Raw genomic sequence first — 18,662 nt, forward strand, 5'->3', positions numbered from 1 at the left:
TCAACATGAAACCGATAGGGTTGTTTTTGCTCCTATGGCTGAGCCTGACTCAAGGGGCTTTGGCCGCCCAAGTGGTGGTGAATGATCCCAGTGTTGCTGGCGAGATAAGCCAGTCTGAACTGCGCGCAATTTACAGCATGAAGCGCCAATTTTGGCCAGACGGCACCGCCATTACGGTGGTTACGCTGGCGGCTAACGATCCTCTGCATGTGGAATTTTGTAAAAACCAGCTGAAATTACTGCCATTTCAACTTAACCGCGAATGGGATCGGTTGGTGTTTTCTGGCATGGGGGAACGGCCGCAACAGGTGGCCAGCGCCGAAGAGTTGCTGGAGTTAGTTAGCCGCACCAAAGGGGCGATCGGCTATCTGCCAGATCAGATGGAAGCGGCGGGGCACCAGCTCAATGTTAAGTTTTGAACACCTTTATCCGTCAATAGACCAAGCTGTAAGTACAGGCAGCAGTGGTTTCGCATCGGGATGGGCGACAGCTTGCCCCAGCGTTGACCATCCAATGTCGTTAGCCCGAGGTGCAGATGGAACGTTCAAGTAAGACCCACTTTATTAGCTTGCGTTGGAAGTTCATTTTGTCGCTGATCGCCATGCTGCTGTTGGTGAGCTTAGTGATCAGCGTATTGGCGATGCGGCGATTTGAGCAGCAGCTTGAGCACGTATTAACTCAGCAATACGAAATTCTGCATCGGGATTACCAGATCCGTTTACGCTCGGAAGAGGAGCGGTTGATTGTGCTCAGCCAGGAGCTGAACTTGATGCTGCGGGATGATAACCAGCAACTAGAACAGCACCACATGGCAGAGCTGATCGAGAAGAACTGGGGCGACTTCGAGCTGTTCTGGGGGCTGCAAGGGTTGCAGTTGATCGATGCGAATTATAAGCCACTGCTGAGCGCCGGTAAGCCACTGGAACCACAAGCCTCTTGGTTAGCCAATAGCTTTAACTCCGGCCAACCAGTGAACCGAGTGCGGTGTGACGACCGCTGTTACATTGAGGTGGCGGTGCCATTGTTGGTTGGCAGCGAAATTAATCTGATGCTGTTTGTCACTGGGCTTGAAGACGTTTTGGCGCAACTTACCGAAAACCACCAAGTACAACTGGCGATGTTAAGTCCCGCATCGATTGATGGGCAGGGGCCGTGGGGGCGCAACTTCATTAGTTTGACCAATCGCACCAGTAACATGCGCTTGTTGGCCGAGGTCAGCTCGCAGCTGAACATTGATGACATTGGCAAGACCCCCAGTCGCTTAACCCTGCACGACAACAGCTGGGCCTTTTACAGCTGGACCGTGACGGAGAAAGGCGAATCGATGCTGCTGTTTCGCGACATCGATACCTTAGCCAACAGTGAACGGGACTTTTTAAACGATCTGCTGGGCATGTTGGTGGCGGCCACGTTGTTTTCGGGTGGCCTTGGGGTTGCGCTGTTCTGGCGACCATTGGCGCGGATCCGTCGCTTAGGCACGGTGTTACCCATGCTGGCGCAAAGTCGCTTTGATGATCTGCGTAAGCGTTTACATCAGACCCACAGCCGGTTTGGCGATGAATTAGTGCAACTGGAAACCACCACCTTAGAGGTGGCCAACCAGCTTGAACGGTTGGAAAGCGATGTGGATCGGTACACCGATGAACTGCAACGGATGGCGATGATGGACGCCCTGACCGCCTTGCCCAACCGCGCGATGTTCCATCATGAATTGGCCAAATCCCTGGGCAGCATTGGCCGAACCGATGAGCAGATCGCACTGCTGTTTCTGGATTTGGATGAATTTAAGCGGGTTAACGATACCTTGGGCCATGATATTGGCGATGAGCTGTTAAAAACCGTGGCCAACCGACTGCAAAAAAGCGTGCGCTCGATGGACACCGTCTGCCGTTTAGGCGGCGACGAATTCACGGTTATCGTGCGCGGCTTGGAATCTGAATCCGACATCCATCGCATCATCCATCAGATCTTCACCAGCTTGCAGCAACCACTGCAACTGGGGCGGCATACCCTAATCATCACCACCAGCATTGGTGTGGTGTTCTGTGATAACCCGATGGCAAGACCGGAAGAACTCCTGAAACGCGCCGATCTGGCGATGTACCAAGCCAAGCAAGCGGGGCGCAGCAACTATCGGGTCTTCAACGAACAGATGCTCGAGAGCGCTTCTCGCCGCTTAGAGCTTGAGCAAGACATCCGCGCGGCGTTATCGGAAGAGCAGTTAAGCTTGGCGCTGCAGCCGATCGTCTCAATGGTGGATAATCGCATTGTGGGGTTTGAAGGATTAAGCCGTTGGCACCACCCGAAGCGGGGGTTGGTGATGCCAGAGGAGTTCATCAAAGAGGTAGAAGGCAGCGAGCAGGGGATTGAGCTGGGTTATTACGTGATTGAGCAGGCGCTGTCGTCGCTGGCACGCTTAACGAAGCGGCTGGACAGTGAAGACTTCTATATTTCGTTGAACTTGTCGCCAAGCCAATATCTGCATACCGGCTTAGTGGATAACATCGCCAAAAAGCTGGAGGAACATCAGGTTGCGCCATCACGAGTGATGTTGGAGCTGACCGAAGAGGTGCTGATCAAAAACCTGGATAAAGCGATGCATATCATGCATCAATTGAAAGCGATGGGGCTGCGGATCGCCATTGATGATTTTGGTACCGGTTATTCCAGCTTAAGTTATCTGAAGCAGTTGCCGTTTGATGTGCTGAAAGTGGATCGCGGCTTTGTCGCAGATTTAGACAACTCCGATGTCGACCGCAATATTGTCACCAGCGTGATTGATTTGGCTCATAACCTGAAGCGCACGGTGGTGGCTGAAGGGGTAGAGAGCCACGATCAACGCCAGTTCTTACTGCAAGCCAAGTGTGATTTTGCCCAAGGCTTCCTGTATGCCTCGCCGATGGATGAACATCAGCTACTGACCACCATGGCACGGATTGGTCCAAGCATGATCTGGACCGACGAAGAGCGAGTTACGCGGCCTGTACGGCAGTCGGCTGGGGGCAATCGGCCAAGTTAGGCCAATGCTGTTATTTAGATGAAAGCGCCGCCCTAATGGGCGGCGTCTTTACTGGTGTCGGCTTCAGGCAGAGCAAGCAGCCGCCGTAGGGTTTGCTGCCGCAGTTGGTAGGTCGCCGAGAGGCGTTCTAACTCTTTCTGCAGGAGGTTTTGCTCGGCAAATTTCTCGACGCTGGCGTAGTTTTGCAGGTAGTCAAAGTCACTGATGCAAACACACACCATCTTTTGTGTAGGCTCTTCCGGCGTGGCGGTATACACCAAATTCGGGCAAGCCCCTTGGCGCCAACTGGCTTCAAGGCAAGATTGCGCCGCGGCCAGCGGCGTAATCAACAGCAGCGTTAACGCCAGTGCAGTTTTCACTTAGTTAGCCAGCCGACGTTCAATCGCATCCATCAACATGGCGCTGATGTTGGTATCAAAGGCGTTGTCGATCTCTTGCACACAGGTGGGGCTAGTCACGTTGATTTCGGTTAGGCGATCGCCAATCACATCCAAGCCGACAAAAATCAACCCACGCTTTTTCAGCTCTGGGGCAACGGCACGGGCAATGGCCCAGTCGCTGTCGGACAATGGGCGTGCTTCGCCACGGCCGCCAGCGGCCAAGTTGCCACGGGTTTCTTTGCCCTGTGGGATCCGCGCTAAGCAGTATGGTACCGGCTCGCCATCGATGACTAAGATGCGTTTGTCGCCCTGCTTAATTTCCGGGATAAACTTCTGCACCATGGTGTACATGTTGCCCATATTGGTCAGGGTTTCGATGATCACCCCAAGGTTGTCGCCTTCTGGGCCCACCTTGAAGATGGACGCGCCACCCATGCCATCAAGTGGCTTAACGATGATTTCGCCATGTTCGGCGTGGAATTGACGAATTTTATCGGCACGGCGGGTGACTAAGGTGGTTGGGGTGTGTTCAGCAAACCAAGCCGTAAACAGCTTTTCGTTACAGTCGCGCAGGCTTTGCGGCTTGTTAACGATTAAGGTGCCTTGCTCTTCTGCGCGCTCCAGCATGTAGGTGGCGTAGATAAATTCAGTATCAAATGGCGGATCTTTACGCATCAAGATCACGTCTAAATCGTTTAACTGGGCTTCTTGCGCGTCACCAAGCTGGTAGAAGTTATCCGCATCACGCTGCACCGATAACGGCTGCATCCGCGCGTATGGCTGGCCTTGCTCCAGATACAGATCACTCATCTCCATGTAATACAGCTCGTAGCCACGGGCTTGTGCCTCTAGCAGAAAGGCGAAGCTGGTGTCTTTGTTGATGTTAATGGATGAGATGGGATCCATCACGATGCCGAGTTTGATCATGGGTGCTCCTAACCTAAGTCGCCGAAGCGTACTTGCAGTGCGGTGATGGCGGTCAAGGCGGCGGTTTCAGTTCGCAGCACTCGAGGGCCTAATAAAATGTCGGTGAAGTGTTGGCTGCTGGCCGTGGCGATCTCTGCCGTTGACAGCCCGCCTTCTGGCCCAATCAATAAGCGCGCTTGGCTTACTGGGGTAGGCAGCGTATTGATGCTGTATTGGGCACGGGGGTGCAGATTCAGCTTCAAACCGTCGTAAGGTTCTTGCAGCCACTCGTCCAGCTTCATCACTGGTCGGATCTGCGGCACCACGTTACGGCCACTTTGTTCGCAGGCGGCAATGGCGATTTTCTGCCACTGCTGCAGTTTCTTGTCTAGGCGGTCGCCGCTGAGCTTAACACCGCAGCGTTCTGACCACAGTGGGGTAATGGTATTGACCCCCAGTTCAACCGACTTCTGGATGGTGAACTCCATCTTATCGCCACGGGAGATTACTTGCCCGAGCTCAAGATCCAGCGGCGATTCGCTTTGGTGCTGCTGCACTTCGTCGATTTGTACTTCCACCGACTTTTTGCTGCTGGCGGTGATGGTGGCCAGAAACTGTTGGCCGTCTCCGTTAAACAGCATCAGTTGTTGCGGAGGTTGCATCCGCAACACACGGCCAACGTGATTGGCGCCGTCTTCATCCAGCGACAGTTGTTGTCCCAGCGCTAATGGGCTGGGCTGAAAAATTCTTGGGATCCGCATTCGTCTTACCTGATCAGCTGCATTGCTGCGCTGTGAAGGGGTTTATCTGCCCCTGTTTTTGGCTAACCAAACGATGCCGTTGGCATTCGCTTGGGGTGGCTGGGTACATAGTATGCCAGCTTGAATAGAGTTTTCGTTGTGCTTTTGATAATCGGATCTGGTAGCGCTGCGCCATATAAAGGTAACTGCGTGCAACCTGCCCCCGTGCGCGTTTGGGTGGCTGCGCCTGTTTGCGCTTAAAATCCACCACCATCTGGCACTGACCATATTGATCCGCGCGGCCATTCCAATCGGTTAAGCGGTAGTTCGAGCGATCGCCATTCACCTCGCCAATGGCGGGATAGAGGTTATGCATGTCGGCTTCCATCGCTTTAAAGGTTTTGTCTTTGCGGCAGTTCTTACGACCCCCTTGCTGCCAACATTGCAGCTGGCGGCCAAAGTCGTAAGCGGGCATGACGTGTTCCCATTCGATCCGGTGTGCGCGTTGGTAATACTTGCCCTTCTTTTTCTCGACGCGAGATTGATAGCCGCAGCTGGCCAAGGCCGGCACTAATTTCACTTTCTTGCCTTTGGCTGAATCGGTGAAACGGCAGCCACAGTAGAGCGACTCCATCGGTAATTCATTTTGATATAGCTTGGCTAAGTTCTTCTTGGCGGCACTAAAGGAGCTGGGGGCAGCCCATGCTACCGAACTGAGCAAACAGCTCAGTACTACAACGGTTCTCAACATCTACAGCAACTTCTCTAACAATGTTTTTTTAGCTTGGGTCGTTACCCACCAATTGTAATGGGGTTTGGCAACGACGGCAGCGATATTGTGCTTGGCCGCGTAGCACCTTGTTATGACGGCGAATGGTTAATTGGTGCGACTGGCACTGACAGCGGTAAGCAAAGCTGCGTGGCTGCACTGCGGTCACATCAAAGCTGTGGCGGGTTTTCGGTTCAAGCTGAAAGAGACTGCGCATCAGCTGTTGCCATTGCACGCCGTGGGGTTTAACTCGGCCGTACAGCTGCCATGCCAGCAGGTGCGCCACTTCGTGGGGCACGACCTCATCCACAAACGCCTGTGGGTTTTGCTGGGCTAAGGTGGGGTTGAAGCGCAATCGGTTGACTTGCAGGTGTGCTGTTCCCGCGGCTTGGCCACGCAGGGCAAAGCTGATGGTTGGGCGGGAAAAGCGGCGCTGTAGCTGTTGCTCGGCCACTTGATAGCAGTGCTCAACTTGCGCGCTGATGCGCTGAGCGAGGTCGTTTGGAGCGGTCATGGCGGCGATTATACGCTGCTGTGGGGTTAATGGGGCAATTTCTGTTGCTGTTTGCGGCTTAACCGCAGCTGCGTTGGTTGGGCGGGGTAGTGTTGGCAAGCCAGTACCGATTGGCCGTCGCTGAAGCTGACTCGACATTGGCCGCATTGCCCTTGGCCACGGCACCGTCCTGCTAACGGCAGATCTGAACTGAGCAACGGCTGCCCCCAGCGTTGCCGCCATTGGGCGATAAGCTGGCCGCTGCCATCCACGGCAGAGATCAACGGGCGCTGGGCTAAATAACCAAGGCGCAGCTTCTGCACCATTAACGCGATGCCGGTGCCGACAAAGCCTAAAAAGAGTGCAGCCAACAGATAGATCAGGGTGTGGTTAAAGTCGCGGCCATTGGGGTAATCGGCAAAGTGCACCGCAAATGCCCAGCGGTTCAAAGTAGAGAAACGATTACGATGGCCCAGCACTTGCCCATCGCGGCTGACGTAAATGCGGGTATTGAGCTTATCGTTGCTGTTGATGCGCCAAGCGGCGCTCAAGATTGAATCCTGTGGCGTCGCTTGCCATTGCGGCGGGGCTAATTGGCCCGGGCCACGATAACTGTTGGTTGCAAGGGTGGCGATCTGCGCTTTGGTTAACTGCAGCGGCTGGCCCTGTTGGCCATCAAACAGCTGCGCCTGACCATCAATGAACACTCGAAAATGGCTTTGGCCTAAGCGTTCAACGTACTCCACTTTGTCGATGTGATTGCCAGCAAGCCGTGCCAATAGCGTCGGCAGCGGCAACGGTGGTGGTGGCGCAGTAAGCGCGGCGCGCACTCGATAGCTGCCCCCGCGCATGGTGTCACCGTCCATCAGGCTGAACCACAACCCACTGAGCAGCCACAACAGCAGCTGAACGGCGATCGCAAGGCCAAAGTAGCGGTGCCATTGGGCTAGGGGGCTCATCGGCGTCGCCACAGCAGCAAGCCACTGATGCTTAACAGCAGGGAGCAGAACGTGACAAGCGCCAGCCACGGAGTTTGGGGGCCACGATCGCCAAAGTAATCCATGATGTGCAGCCGCCACAGCAGATCAAAGCCACGCCAGTAGTGGTGGCGCTGGGTCACTAACTGACCGCTGTAGCCATCGAAGTAGAGCGTGGGTTGGCTTACGCCATTAAAGGCTACGGCGTAGATTGGCAAAGGGCGACGGCCGAGTTCACTGGGGGGATTCTTGTCAATTAAGCGGGTGGCAGCAATTGTGGCCTTGCCGTTGAAGCTTTGGCGCGCCAAGGTTTCGATTTGCGCTTGGGGGATCAGCGTTAACGGTTGGCCGGTGTGCGCGCTGATGGCGCGGCGCTGAGAACCGCTTATCTGAAAATAGGGGCCGCGCAGCCCAGGCAACAACTGTACCGACTCGTCGGGATTGAGCGTGGGCCAGCGCTGCTGCACTTGGCTTAGTTGAAGCTGGTACTGCGGTGGCGTGACCCAAGTTTTACCGCGAATAAAATCAATATCAAAGGCCACCATGTAAGTGCCACTGAGGGCCCACAACAGCAGTTGTGAGCCAATCAACAGGGCCAGTAGGCGGTGCCAGAAGCGCAATTTCAGCATCGGGTGTTACAGGGTCATGGCGGCTTCTGCCAGCATCATCTCCAGCTGGGTTACGATGGCTTGAATCGCATCGGCGTCGTAGCCGCTGATCCGCGGGGTATGGACGTGGCCAACCGGCACCTTGCTGTTGAGCAGTTCACTTAACAATACGCTGCGGTAGCTGATCTCGTTTGACAGGTAACCGCCGCCCGAGCCTTGTACCGAGGTGGCGTTACGCAGGGCAAACAGATTGCGCGCTTGCTTGTCGCCCTGGCTGGTGCTGACGTTACGGTTGTCGTTGATCTTATATTGGCCTTGCGCCTGCATCATGGCGGCGGCTGGCAGAGTAAATTCGACAAATTCAGGGCCGTTAAGCACTTGGCCATTTAACTGCGGTGGCAGGGGCTGGCGCTTGCTGGCGCCGGTGTGCACGTTTTGATTGTCGCTGGCGCTGGCGGAGCGATTGCGGCCGGGAAAGCGCTCTAAGTCAAAGTCGCTGCGGCCCATCGACACGGTGACCACCATATCGACGCTGTTGTCGCGGAAAAATGGCGTGAGCACCGATTCAATCAAACCATCATCAAAATCTTTAAAGCGCACCGGGATCATCACGGTTTCAATTTGCACCTTTTGTGGCCCCAGCTGGAAGCTCATGCCATCCATTGCCAAGGCGGCCACCCCGGAAGGGTTGGACTGACCAAGGTTGCGATCCAATTGGAACGGATCAAAGCCGGTGAGCAGGATGCGAATGTCGCTGTCGGCATCAAAGCGGATGTCGCTCATGCCGCGGGAGGCTTTCTCTAAAGTGGTCAGCAGAATATTGCGTTGCCAGTCGGCCAGCGGGAAGTTGGGCTGCTGTTGTTTCAAGGCGATGCGAGTTGCGAGGCGATCCCAATAGAGTGAGCGATCGTCAAGGTAGCCAGATTGCACATCAGCCACGGCGGCGCGCCAAAGGGCATTGCCATCTTCGGCCACTTTACGGGTTACGGTTAGCTCGTTGTTGTCGGCACGATAGCGGGATAACAGGCGATCAATCTGGGCTTGATAGCGACCGGTGGCGCTGGGTAATTCAGAAACGGCGCTGGCATAGCGGCGTTCTTCGACATCCATGGGGGCGGCAACCGCGGTGGAAGCCAGCAACGATAGGGCGAACAGGGCTTTGTAGGCCATGGCACGCTACTCCTTTAGCGAATTAATGAGCATAACTTACCTTGCAACCTTGCAACGGGTAAAGCCAAGGTTCTGATCCGTAAGCAATAAAAAACCCGCACTCGGCGGGTTTTTCTAACAGCGTAACCGTTACAGGCCAGCTTCTTCGCGCAGCGCGTCGGCTTTGTCGGTTTGCTCCCAAGGGAACTCAACGCGACCAAAGTGACCGTAAGAAGCGGTCTGCTGGTAGATTGGGCGTTCTAGGTGCAGCATCTGGATCAGGCCGTATGGACGCAGATCGAAGTGCTTACGTACCAAGGTGATCAGCTTGTCTTCAGACAGCTTACCGGTGCCGAAGGTTTCGATGCTGATGGAGGTTGGCTCTGCCACACCGATGGCGTAAGACACCTGAATTTCACAGCGATCAGCCAAACCAGCCGCAACCAAGTTTTTGGCAACGTAACGGGTGGCGTAAGCGGCGCTACGGTCAACCTTAGATGGATCTTTACCAGAGAACGCACCGCCACCGTGACGAGCCATGCCGCCGTAGGTATCAACGATGATCTTACGACCGGTCAAACCACAGTCGCCCATTGGGCCGCCGATAACAAAACGACCCGTCGGGTTGATGTGGAACTTAGTGTCTTTGGTGATCCACTCTTGTGGCAGCACTGGCTTGATGATGGTTTCCATCACGCCTTCACGCAGATCCGCAGTGGAGACGTCATCGCTGTGCTGGGTAGACAACACAACCGCATCGATGCCCGCGACTGAGCCGTCTTCGTTGTAGGCGAAGGTTACCTGAGATTTTGCGTCTGGACGCAACCAGTTCAGGGTGCCGTTCTTACGCACTTCCGCTTGGCGCTTAACCAAACGGTGTGAGTAAGTGATTGGCGCAGGCATCAGTACGTCGGTTTCGTTAGAGGCGTAACCGAACATCAGGCCTTGGTCGCCAGCGCCTTGCTCACGCGGGTCGGTTTTATCAACGCCTTGGTTGATGTCTGGAGACTGCTTACCGATGGCGGACAGAACCGCACAAGAGTTGGCATCAAAGCCCATGTCAGAATGGGTGTAACCGATGTCGCGGACGGTTTGGCGGGTGATCTCTTCGATATCAACCCAGGCGTTAGTGGAGATCTCACCACCGACCATTACCATGCCGGTTTTTACGTAAGTTTCGCACGCAACGCGAGCCTTAGGATCTTGCGCCAAAATGGCATCAAGTACTGCATCAGAGATCTGATCAGCAATTTTATCCGGATGGCCTTCGGATACGGATTCGGAAGTGAACAGGTGACGTGCCATAAAAGGAACTCTCTCGTCGGTAAATCAAATTTGGTGTGTAGATGCATCTACGTCTGGACGGCTATTTTATGGATTTTTAACCGGATTGCCAGCGTCCTAGATCAAATAGTGCCGTTAAAGCGACAAAATTTGTCCAAGTGTAGTTGGCGGTGGTGGCTTTGTTGCCATCTTGAGCGGTTCTTGGGGCGGTGGGGTCAGTGCACTTGATTTGTTTATCAACTGCCTGATAATTAGTCATCTAAATGTCGAACGCCGATGGAATGGCGTTCTTGGGATCACGCAAGGGAGAGTTGCCATGACATTGCCCTATCCGGCGCTGTGGCTTAGCGGGGCCGCCGCGCTGTTGCCAACGGCGCTGTACGCGAAGGGGCCAGATCTGATGCTGGCCAAAAGTTACCACCAAGATGTGGAAGTCAGCAGCTACCTGATCAGCGAAAAGTACGATGGCATGCGCGCGTATTGGACCGGCAGCAAGTTGGTCAGTCGCAGTGGCCATAAAATTGCCGCACCGGCGTGGTTTATTGCTGCGTTGCCGGCGATGCCACTGGATGGCGAACTGTGGTTAGGGCGCGGCCAGTTTCAAGCGTTGATGTCGATTGTGCGTGATGCCGAGCCGGATGAAGAACAATGGCGGCAGGTACGCTACATGGTGTTTGATTTGCCCATGAGCCTAAACCCCTTCCATGTGCGCCAACGGGAGATCACGCAGCTGCTTACGGATCTCAACCAGCCCCACCTGCAAGCGGTGCCCCAACACAAAGTGGAAGACGCTAAGCAACTGCAAGCGCTGTTTCGTCAGCATCAGTTGCAGGGGGCAGAAGGGCTTATTCTGAAACGATACGATTCGCCTTATCTGAGCGGCCGTTCGCCGCTGATGTTAAAAATGAAAGCCTACCAAGATGCCGAAGCGGTGGTTGTGGCGCACCTGCCGGGCAAGGGCAAGTATCAAGGGCTGTTGGGGGCGTTGTTGGTTAAAGACGCCAGCGGCCGTGAATTTAAACTTGGCAGCGGCTTGAGCGATCAGCTGCGGCATCATCCCCCGGCCATCGGCAGCGTGGTGACTTACCGCTATAACGGTTTCACTGACAGCGGCCTGCCGCGTTTTGCTCGCTTCGATCGCAGCTTCTCCGTGCTGTGATCCCCATCATCTCGCCCTTGGTGGATCGCCTGGCTGGCATCAGCGAGGCGGTTTACTACACTTCGGCCGACGTTAATTTTTGGAATTTAATGACGAAAAAGTGATTCGCAATTGCGTCTGGCCGAGCAAAATTGGAGAATACCGCCGCCTACAAACTCATTCTCTGTATTCAGGAGTAATAATGTCGTCCCGTAAAGAGTTAGCTAATGCCATTCGTGCGTTGTCCATGGATGCTGTGCAAAAAGCCAAATCTGGTCACCCAGGTGCCCCTATGGGCATGGCTGATATCGCTGAAGTATTATGGCGCGATTTCTTAAAGCACAACCCTGCCAACCCAGAATGGGCAGATCGTGACCGCTTTATTTTGTCTAACGGCCACGGCTCCATGCTGATCTACTCCTTGCTGCACCTGAGCGGCTACGATCTGTCGATTGAAGATCTGAAGCAGTTCCGTCAGTTGCACTCTCGCACCCCAGGTCACCCTGAGTACGGCTACGCGCCGGGCATCGAAACCACCACTGGCCCATTAGGTCAGGGCATCACCAACGGCGTTGGTATGGCGCTGGCGGAAAAGATCCTAGGCGAGCAATTTAACCGCCCAGGCCACGATGTGGTTGATCACAACACCTACGTCTTTATGGGCGACGGTTGTTTGATGGAAGGGATCTCCCACGAAGCCTGTTCTTTGGCCGGTACCTTAGGTCTGGGCAAACTGGTGGCATTTTGGGATGACAACGGCATCTCCATCGATGGCGAAGTAGAAGGTTGGTTCTCTGACGATACCCCGAAGCGTTTTGAAGCTTACGGCTGGCACGTTATCCCTGCGGTAGACGGCCACGACGCCGATGCCATCAAGGCGGCAATTGTGGCTGCGAAAGCGGAAACCAACAAGCCAACCCTGATCTGCACCAAAACCGTGATCGGTTACGGTTCGCCAAACAAGTCTGGCTCCCACGATTGTCACGGTGCCCCACTGGGTGACGAAGAGATCGCGGCAGCCCGTGACTTCTTGGGCTGGCCACACGCCCCGTTTGACGTTCCTGCCAACGTATACGAAGCGTGGGACGGCAAAGCCAAAGGCGCGGAAGTAGAAAGCGCTTGGGACCAAAAGTTTGCGGCTTACGCGGCGGAATTCCCAGAGCTGGCGGCTGAGCTGCAGCGTCGTTTGGCCGGTGACATGCCTGCTAACTGGGAAGCGCACGTTGAAGGTTACATCGCGGATCTGCAAGCGAACGCCAACAAAGTTGCAACCCGTAAAGCATCACAAGACTGCCTGAATGCCTTTGGCCCTGTGCTGCCAGAACTGCTGGGTGGCTCTGCCGATCTGACCCCATCGAACCTGACCAACTGGTCTGGCTCTAAGTCAGTAACCGCGGAAGACGCCTCTGGTAACTACCTGCACTACGGTGTTCGTGAGTTCGGCATGAGCGCCATCATGAACGGCATCACCTTGCACGGTGGCTTTAAGGCTTACGGTGCCACCTTCCTGATGTTTATGGAATACGCGCGCAACGCAATCCGCATGGCCGCGCTGATGAAGCAACCGACCATCTTTGTGTACACCCACGATTCCATCGGTTTGGGTGAAGATGGCCCGACTCACCAGCCAGTTGAGCAGGTGGCATCCTTACGCATGACCCCGAATGCCAGCACTTGGCGCCCTTGTGATGCGGTTGAATCTGCGGTTGCATGGCGTCACGCGGTCGAGCGCAAAGATGGCCCGACCTCGCTGATCTTCTCCCGTCAGGGGTTGGCCCCAATGCCACGTGATGAGCAGACCTTGGCTAACGTAGCGAAGGGCGGTTATGTCCTGAAAGACAGCGCCGGCAAGCCAGAGCTGATCTTGATCGCGACAGGGTCTGAAGTTGAGCTGGTTATGGCAGCCGCAGAGCAGTTAGAAGCGCAAGGCAAAGCGGTACGAGTGGTATCGATGCCTGCCACTGACGTATTCGACAGCCAAGATGCCGCTTACCGTGAATCGGTACTGCCTTCTGACGTAACCTCACGGGTTGCGGTTGAAGCGTTGATTGCGGATTACTGGTACAAGTACGTTGGTTTAGACGGCCGCGTTATCGGCATGACCACCTTCGGTGAGTCAGCGCCAGCGCCAGAGCTGTTCAAGCTGTTTGGCTTTACCGTTGAAAACGTGGTTGAAACCTCGCTGCAACTGCTGGACTAACATTACGGTTCGAGCATTTGCTTGCTAAAAACACCTCAAACCTCTGGTTTGGGGTGTTTTTTTTCGCCTTGAAGATCGCCTAGCGGTATATTGTCGCCACCCCATCTTGCTGTGTTGTTGCCGTGCCTAGCCTCGATCGTTTTTTCCTCTTCTTGTTGATGCTGTTTGCTGCCGCGATTGCGGTGCCAATGCAGTGGCCATTGCCGCCGCAGATCGCCGCAATGTTACCGATGATGCCGTGGGCAGTGATGGCCGCCGCCCTGTTGTTAAGCCAGATCTACCAGCAAGGGCGAATGGGCTTTGTGGTGTTGTTGTCGATGGGGAACTTTGGCGTAGCCAGCTACCTGCAGCAGGCACTGGGGGGCAGCAACATCAATGCAGACGTGCAACTGGGGTATTGGCTGTGGGGCTTAACGGCGCCGCTCTTGCTGCTGTTATTTGCGCTACTGCCTTCGCGTTTGGTGTTTCACCCGCGGGCATGGGGTCACTGGTTGCTGCTGTTAACGGTGGTGTTTGCGGCGGGGTTACTGTGGCAACAATCGGCCCTCTTGGCGCCGCTGTCGCCGTGGCTGCAAACACGACAGTTGCCGCTGTTCTCGTGGTCGCCCGCGCCGTTGCTGTTATTAGCATTGCAGCTGATCGTAACCCTGATCTGTTGGATCCGTTATTTGCAGACGAAAAGCCACGATGGCGTGGCGGTTGCCTTAGCGCAGGTGGCGTTGCTGCTGTCGAGTTTGTGGATCGGTGAAGCCCAGCAGTTGGCGTTATTGGCTACCTGCTTAGCCTCGGCCCAGCTGTTGTTGGTGCTTGGCCTTGGCCATCAATTGGCGTTTATTGATGAGTTGACCGCCATTCCTGGCCGCCGAGCACTGAACATGGCGTTGGCCCGATTAGGGCGGCGCTATACCTTGGCGATGCTGGATATTGATCACTTCAAAAAGTTTAACGATACCCACGGTCACGATGTGGGCGATGAGGTGCTGCAAATGGTGGCCCAACGGCTGACCTTGGTAACTCATGGCGGCAAGGTGTATCGCTATGGCGGCGAGGAGTTCACGGTGCTGTTTTCCGGCAAGCAACCGGCGCAAGTAAAGGCAGCCCTAGAGGCGGTGCGACAAGACATCGCCGATTACCCTTTTGTGGTGCGCAGTGCCAAACGTAAGGGGGCGGATCTGCAGCAGGGAAGGGGGCAGCGTGGTGAGGGCGGCGGCAAAACCGTCCAGGTGACCATCAGCCTTGGGGTGGCCAATCGCACCAGCAACCGCACCGACACGGATGCGGTGCTAAAAGCGGCAGATAAGGCGTTATACGTCGCGAAGAAGGCGGGGCGAAACTGTTTGCGGATCGCCCCCAAAGCGCAAGATTAGCTGCGGCTGCCTAACTTTACTTGGCTGTCGTCGATAAACCACAACGCTTCGTTGCGACGACGACCAATGATTAAGGCTTGCTCGGCGGCAAACAGAAACGCTTTCCAGTTGCGTAACAAGGTGCCGTAGCGGGTTTCAATGATGTGTTCGGCGTCGTAACAGACATACACAACGGTTTGCGGATCCCAATTGAGGTGTTCAGCCAGTGCCGTAGGCAGCTGTTGCTCGTCGCTGTCAAAGGCAAGCTCCCAGTTTGCTTGGCCGCTCCAGCGTTTGCTGTCACTCAGCCAATCCGATGCTTCTAATCGCTCTAGATCCACCGCTTCACGGCTGATGTCCCGTTGCCATACTTGGTTGGCAAAATTGGTGGTCATCGGCTTAATGGTGGCTTGGTCGGCCTCGCTGATGGCCATGTCGGCACGCTGGTAAACCCAGTGCAGCGGGTAGTCTTGCAGATCGATGTAGTTCATCTAAAAACGGCTCTAGAAAGTGAGGCGCCTACTTTAGCAGATTGAAAACCGCTTCTCAGTGTTTGCTGCAGTCAGTATGCTTACGGGCTACGCAATAATTAGGAGTAACTATGGCAATCTGGAAGCAAACGATCGATTTAGCCAGCTTGAACCGTCTTGGTGACGGCTCGTTGGTGCAGCATCTTGGCATGGAAGTGATCGGCTTTGATGATAACTCGATGTCGATGAGCATGCCGGTAGACAGCCGCACTCATCAACCGTTCGGATTGTTGCATGGTGGTGCCAGTGTGGCGCTGGCGGAAAGCGTCGGCTCGATTGCGGCTAACTATTGTGTCCCAGAGGGCTACTATTGTGTGGGCCTTGATATTAATGCCAACCATGTGCGCGCCGTGCGTAGCGGCACCGTGATTGCCACGGCCACGGCTACCCACATTGGGGCCACCACTCAGGTGTGGCAAATCGACATCAAAGATCAACGCGAGCGATTGGTGTGCACCAGTCGCCTAACCATGGCGGTATTGCGCCATAAAGGAACCAAGTGAAACTGTCCTTTTCCCAAGGCACGTTAATTGCCAACCCCCACGAGTTGATGGTGCGATTAGAAGGGCCCGCTCGGATCAGCTTTCAGGCGGCGGCTGACAACATTCAGCTGGTCGGCATTGCCAATGTGGTGACGGGCTTTGGTGGCGGCGTGAGCTGGTCGTTGCAACTGGATGATGAAAGCCAATTAACGGCATTGGCGCAAGAACTTGGGCTTGAGATCAAAGCGGCAAGGTAGTGGCCTGCATGGGCATTCGCCAGCAAAGCAAACGGCAGCCATTCGGCTGCCGTTGCTGGTTTAGACGGTCGTGATGGGGCGTTAATCTTTCTTAACGCGCACCATTTTGACCATGTTCTCGGCCACTTCCATCACTTCGATGGTGTGACCCTGCACCTGCAAGCTGGTGCCTGGCGCGGGGATATCCTCAAGCTGCTCTAGGATTAAGCCGTTTAAGGTTTTCGGGCCATCGGTCGGTAAGGCCCACGAGGTTTCGCGGTTGAAATCGCGCAGGGTGATCGAGGCATCCACTTTTAAGACGCCGCTGCCCTCTTCGGTGATGTCTTCACTTGGCGGCGTTTGCAAGCCGGTAGTGAAGTCGCCCACGATCTCTTCCAGAATGTCTTCTAAGGTCACCAACCCTTGAATGTCACCGTATTCATCCACCACCACGCCCATGCGTTCTTTCGCGCTTTGGAACTTCAGCAGTTGTACGTTCAGCGGGGTGCCCTCAGGGATAAAGTACAGCTCCTCCACCGCCCGCAGCAGGGTCGATTTGTCCAGCTCACCCTGTTCCCGGGTCATCAGTCGCAACACATCAGACAGGTGCATCATCCCCACCACATCATCGATGTTGTCGCGGTACAGCAGTACGCGGCTATGGGGGCTGCGGGTTAACTGCTTGAGGATGCTTTTGTAGTCGTTGTTGATGTCGATGGCGTACAGCTCGGCGCGGGGGATCATAATGTCTTCCACCGTCACCTTCTCCAGATCCAAAATCGACACCAGCATCTCGCGGTGACGACGGGGGATCATCGCGCCCGCTTCATGCACCACGCTACGCAGTTCTTCGGCTGAAAGGTTATCGCCACTGCCGTGTTGGGTTTTTACCCCAAACAGCATCAAGATGGCGTTGCTGAACATGTTCACTAGCCACACAAAGGGGTAGAACAGGGTCATCAACGGACGCAGGATGATGGAGTTCGGGAACGCCAGTTTTTCAGGGTGTAGGGCCGCTAAGGTTTTGGGGGTCACTTCGGCAAAAATCAGCACGACCATGGTCAGAGCACCGGTCGCGATGGCGATGCCCCAGTCGCCAAACAGGCGCTGACCCACCACGGTGGCGATGGCCGACGCCAAAATATTCACTAAGTTGTTGCCGATCAGGATCAGGCCAATCAGTCGATCTGGGCGTTGCAGCAGGGCATCGGCACGCTTAGCCCCAGGATGGCCGTTTTGGGCCATATGCCGCAAACGGTAACGATTCAGCGACATCATCGCGGTTTCGGTACCGGAGAAAAAGGCAGAGATTAAGATAAGTAGGGTGAGAGTCAGCAGTAGTGTGCTGGTGGATATGTCGTCCAATTAAGGGATCTCTTAATACTGATAGAGCGCTAATGAAACGGTGCGCGGCCCCTGCTGTCAAGCAAAAGCAGGGGCCGCTACGACTTAAGTTAAAATCAGCTCTTTAACTACGCGGCTACCGAAGTAGGCCAAGGTCAGCAATCCGGCACCGGTAAAGGTGTAGCCAACGGCGGTGCGAACTCGCACACCACGCAGGTGATGCTGTGCCAGCATCGCGGCGTAGACCAGCCATGCCAGCATCGACAAGATGGCCTTATGGCCGCGGCCATCGCCTAAGAAGTTATCTAAGAAGCCCCAACCGGTGAGCAACGCCACGGTCAGCAGCGTAAAGCCAATCCAGATAAAGTGGTACAGCTGCTTTTCTACCGTTAATAGCGGTGGCATTGGGCTGTTGAGCATTAACTGACGATCTTTGAGCTTGCGGTTGATGCTTTGCAGTTGCAATGCGTACAGCGCCGCTAGCAATAAGACTGCGTAAGCCAGCAACGAGATCAAGACGTGCGACCATACCGCCGGCTTGGTTTCAAAGTTGGTGATGTACTCAGGGGGAAGCAACCACAACCCCGCCACCGACAGCGCTGCCAATGAGTACACCGCTGGCGCAATGATGATCACCTTCAGTCGTGGCAACATCACCGTTACCGACAGCGTGATCAGCCAGATCAGCAATGATGAGGTGTTGGTTAGGCTGAAGTTCTGTCCTTGCTGCACAAAGATGGCGTCGGTCAGTACCAAGCCGTGCAGGGCGACAGCAACCCCAGCCACTATGGTGGATTTAACCCGATCTGGCCCGTCTGGGTGCAGTAGGCGGGAAGCCACCAACGACAAAACCACGACGTATCCTAGGATCGCCGGAATGGACAGAAACTCCATGATTTCCCTTAAATTGAACAATAGTGCGTGTTGAACTGAGGGGACGCACACAACCTCGTGCTGGTTAGCATACCACGGGGCTTTGGCTGCGGGCAGCGCCCACCATCGCCCAGTTGTGATCCAAGTGGCATTGTCATGGTTTCAGTTGGCCACTGCATATAATGTGC

At 55.1% G+C, this 18,662-nt stretch carries 19 protein-coding genes; 7 read left to right on the forward strand and 12 right to left on the reverse strand.

Going from position 1 to position 18,662, the window contains the following annotated elements; genetic code table 11:
* Positions 1–5 precede the first annotated feature (5 nt).
* A complete protein-coding gene (locus tag Q0796_RS10205) occupies positions 6–419 on the forward strand; it encodes a hypothetical protein (protein WP_298442582.1) in 414 nt (137 codons plus the stop codon).
* Between the two features lie 116 nt (positions 420–535).
* Entirely contained in the window at positions 536–3,019 is a 2,484-nt protein-coding gene (locus Q0796_RS10210; RefSeq protein WP_298442584.1) for an EAL domain-containing protein, read from the forward strand.
* 32 nt (positions 3,020–3,051) lie between these two features.
* On the opposite strand, the gene Q0796_RS10215 is transcribed toward Q0796_RS10210, so the two are convergent.
* The 9 genes from Q0796_RS10215 to metK all read right to left on the reverse strand — a co-directional run bounded on the left by Q0796_RS10215 (position 3,052) and on the right by metK (position 10,346).
* Positions 3,052–3,378, reverse strand: coding sequence for a hypothetical protein (locus Q0796_RS10215; RefSeq protein ID WP_298442587.1), 327 nt, complete (start codon positions 3,376–3,378; stop codon positions 3,052–3,054).
* Positions 3,379–4,326, reverse strand: a complete 948-nt coding sequence (gene gshB / locus Q0796_RS10220; protein WP_298442590.1) for a glutathione synthase — start codon at positions 4,324–4,326, stop codon at positions 3,379–3,381.
* A gap of 8 nt (positions 4,327–4,334) precedes the next feature.
* Entirely contained in the window at positions 4,335–5,066 is a 732-nt protein-coding gene (rsmE, locus tag Q0796_RS10225) for a 16S rRNA (uracil(1498)-N(3))-methyltransferase (protein WP_298442593.1), read from the reverse strand.
* Positions 5,067–5,079: 13 nt separating this feature from the next.
* Positions 5,080–5,796 (reverse strand): endonuclease, encoded by a 717-nt coding sequence (locus Q0796_RS10230; protein WP_298442595.1) that lies wholly within the window; start codon positions 5,794–5,796, stop codon positions 5,080–5,082.
* Between the two features lie 28 nt (positions 5,797–5,824).
* A complete protein-coding gene (locus Q0796_RS10235; RefSeq protein ID WP_298442596.1) occupies positions 5,825–6,328 on the reverse strand; it encodes a SprT family zinc-dependent metalloprotease in 504 nt (167 codons plus the stop codon).
* A gap of 26 nt (positions 6,329–6,354) precedes the next feature.
* Positions 6,355–7,266: a PepSY domain-containing protein gene (locus Q0796_RS10240; protein WP_298442598.1), complete on the reverse strand. Its 912-nt coding sequence runs from the start codon at positions 7,264–7,266 to the stop codon at positions 6,355–6,357.
* Positions 7,263–7,913 (reverse strand): PepSY domain-containing protein, encoded by a 651-nt coding sequence (locus Q0796_RS10245; protein ID WP_298442601.1) that lies wholly within the window; start codon positions 7,911–7,913, stop codon positions 7,263–7,265. Before Q0796_RS10245 ends, Q0796_RS10240 begins: the two co-directional genes overlap by 4 nt.
* A gap of 6 nt (positions 7,914–7,919) precedes the next feature.
* A complete protein-coding gene (locus Q0796_RS10250) occupies positions 7,920–9,062 on the reverse strand; it encodes a hypothetical protein (RefSeq protein ID WP_298442603.1) in 1,143 nt (380 codons plus the stop codon).
* 129 nt (positions 9,063–9,191) lie between these two features.
* Positions 9,192–10,346 (reverse strand): methionine adenosyltransferase, encoded by a 1,155-nt coding sequence (gene metK / locus Q0796_RS10255; RefSeq protein WP_298442606.1) that lies wholly within the window; start codon positions 10,344–10,346, stop codon positions 9,192–9,194.
* 295 nt (positions 10,347–10,641) lie between these two features.
* Here metK and Q0796_RS10260 point away from each other — a divergent pair, with 295 nt between their 5' ends.
* From Q0796_RS10260 to Q0796_RS10270, 3 genes are all read left to right on the forward strand, one after another.
* Complete coding sequence (locus tag Q0796_RS10260) at positions 10,642–11,484, forward strand: DNA ligase (protein ID WP_298442608.1); 843 nt, start codon at positions 10,642–10,644, stop codon at positions 11,482–11,484.
* A 181-nt stretch (positions 11,485–11,665) separates the two neighbouring features.
* Positions 11,666–13,663: a transketolase gene (gene tkt, locus Q0796_RS10265; protein WP_298442611.1), complete on the forward strand. Its 1,998-nt coding sequence runs from the start codon at positions 11,666–11,668 to the stop codon at positions 13,661–13,663.
* 122 nt (positions 13,664–13,785) lie between these two features.
* Complete coding sequence (locus Q0796_RS10270) at positions 13,786–15,030, forward strand: GGDEF domain-containing protein (protein WP_298442613.1); 1,245 nt, start codon at positions 13,786–13,788, stop codon at positions 15,028–15,030.
* Here Q0796_RS10270 and Q0796_RS10275 read toward each other — a convergent pair.
* Positions 15,027–15,500: a DUF2947 family protein gene (locus tag Q0796_RS10275; RefSeq protein WP_298442616.1), complete on the reverse strand. Its 474-nt coding sequence runs from the start codon at positions 15,498–15,500 to the stop codon at positions 15,027–15,029. The genes Q0796_RS10270 and Q0796_RS10275 overlap by 4 nt on opposite strands.
* A 110-nt stretch (positions 15,501–15,610) precedes the next feature.
* On the opposite strand from Q0796_RS10275, the gene Q0796_RS10280 reads away from it, so the two are divergent.
* Entirely contained in the window at positions 15,611–16,042 is a 432-nt protein-coding gene (locus Q0796_RS10280; protein ID WP_298442618.1) for a hotdog fold thioesterase, read from the forward strand.
* Positions 16,039–16,278, forward strand: coding sequence for a DUF3389 domain-containing protein (locus tag Q0796_RS10285; RefSeq protein ID WP_298442620.1), 240 nt, complete (start codon positions 16,039–16,041; stop codon positions 16,276–16,278). The genes Q0796_RS10280 and Q0796_RS10285 overlap by 4 nt, the downstream gene beginning before the upstream one ends.
* Before the next feature lie 81 nt (positions 16,279–16,359).
* Here the strand turns inward: Q0796_RS10285 and Q0796_RS10290 are convergent, their stop codons facing one another.
* On the reverse strand, positions 16,360–17,622 hold the full coding sequence (locus Q0796_RS10290) for a CNNM domain-containing protein (RefSeq protein ID WP_298442622.1): 1,263 nt from the start codon (positions 17,620–17,622) through the stop codon (positions 16,360–16,362).
* A gap of 84 nt (positions 17,623–17,706) precedes the next feature.
* Entirely contained in the window at positions 17,707–18,495 is a 789-nt protein-coding gene (gene ccsA, locus Q0796_RS10295; RefSeq protein WP_298442624.1) for a cytochrome c biogenesis protein CcsA, read from the reverse strand.
* Positions 18,496–18,662: the final 167 nt, after the last annotated feature.

Origin of the sequence: uncultured Ferrimonas sp., assembly GCF_947489035.1 — a bacterium.
Lineage (GTDB): Bacteria > Pseudomonadota > Gammaproteobacteria > Enterobacterales > Shewanellaceae > Ferrimonas.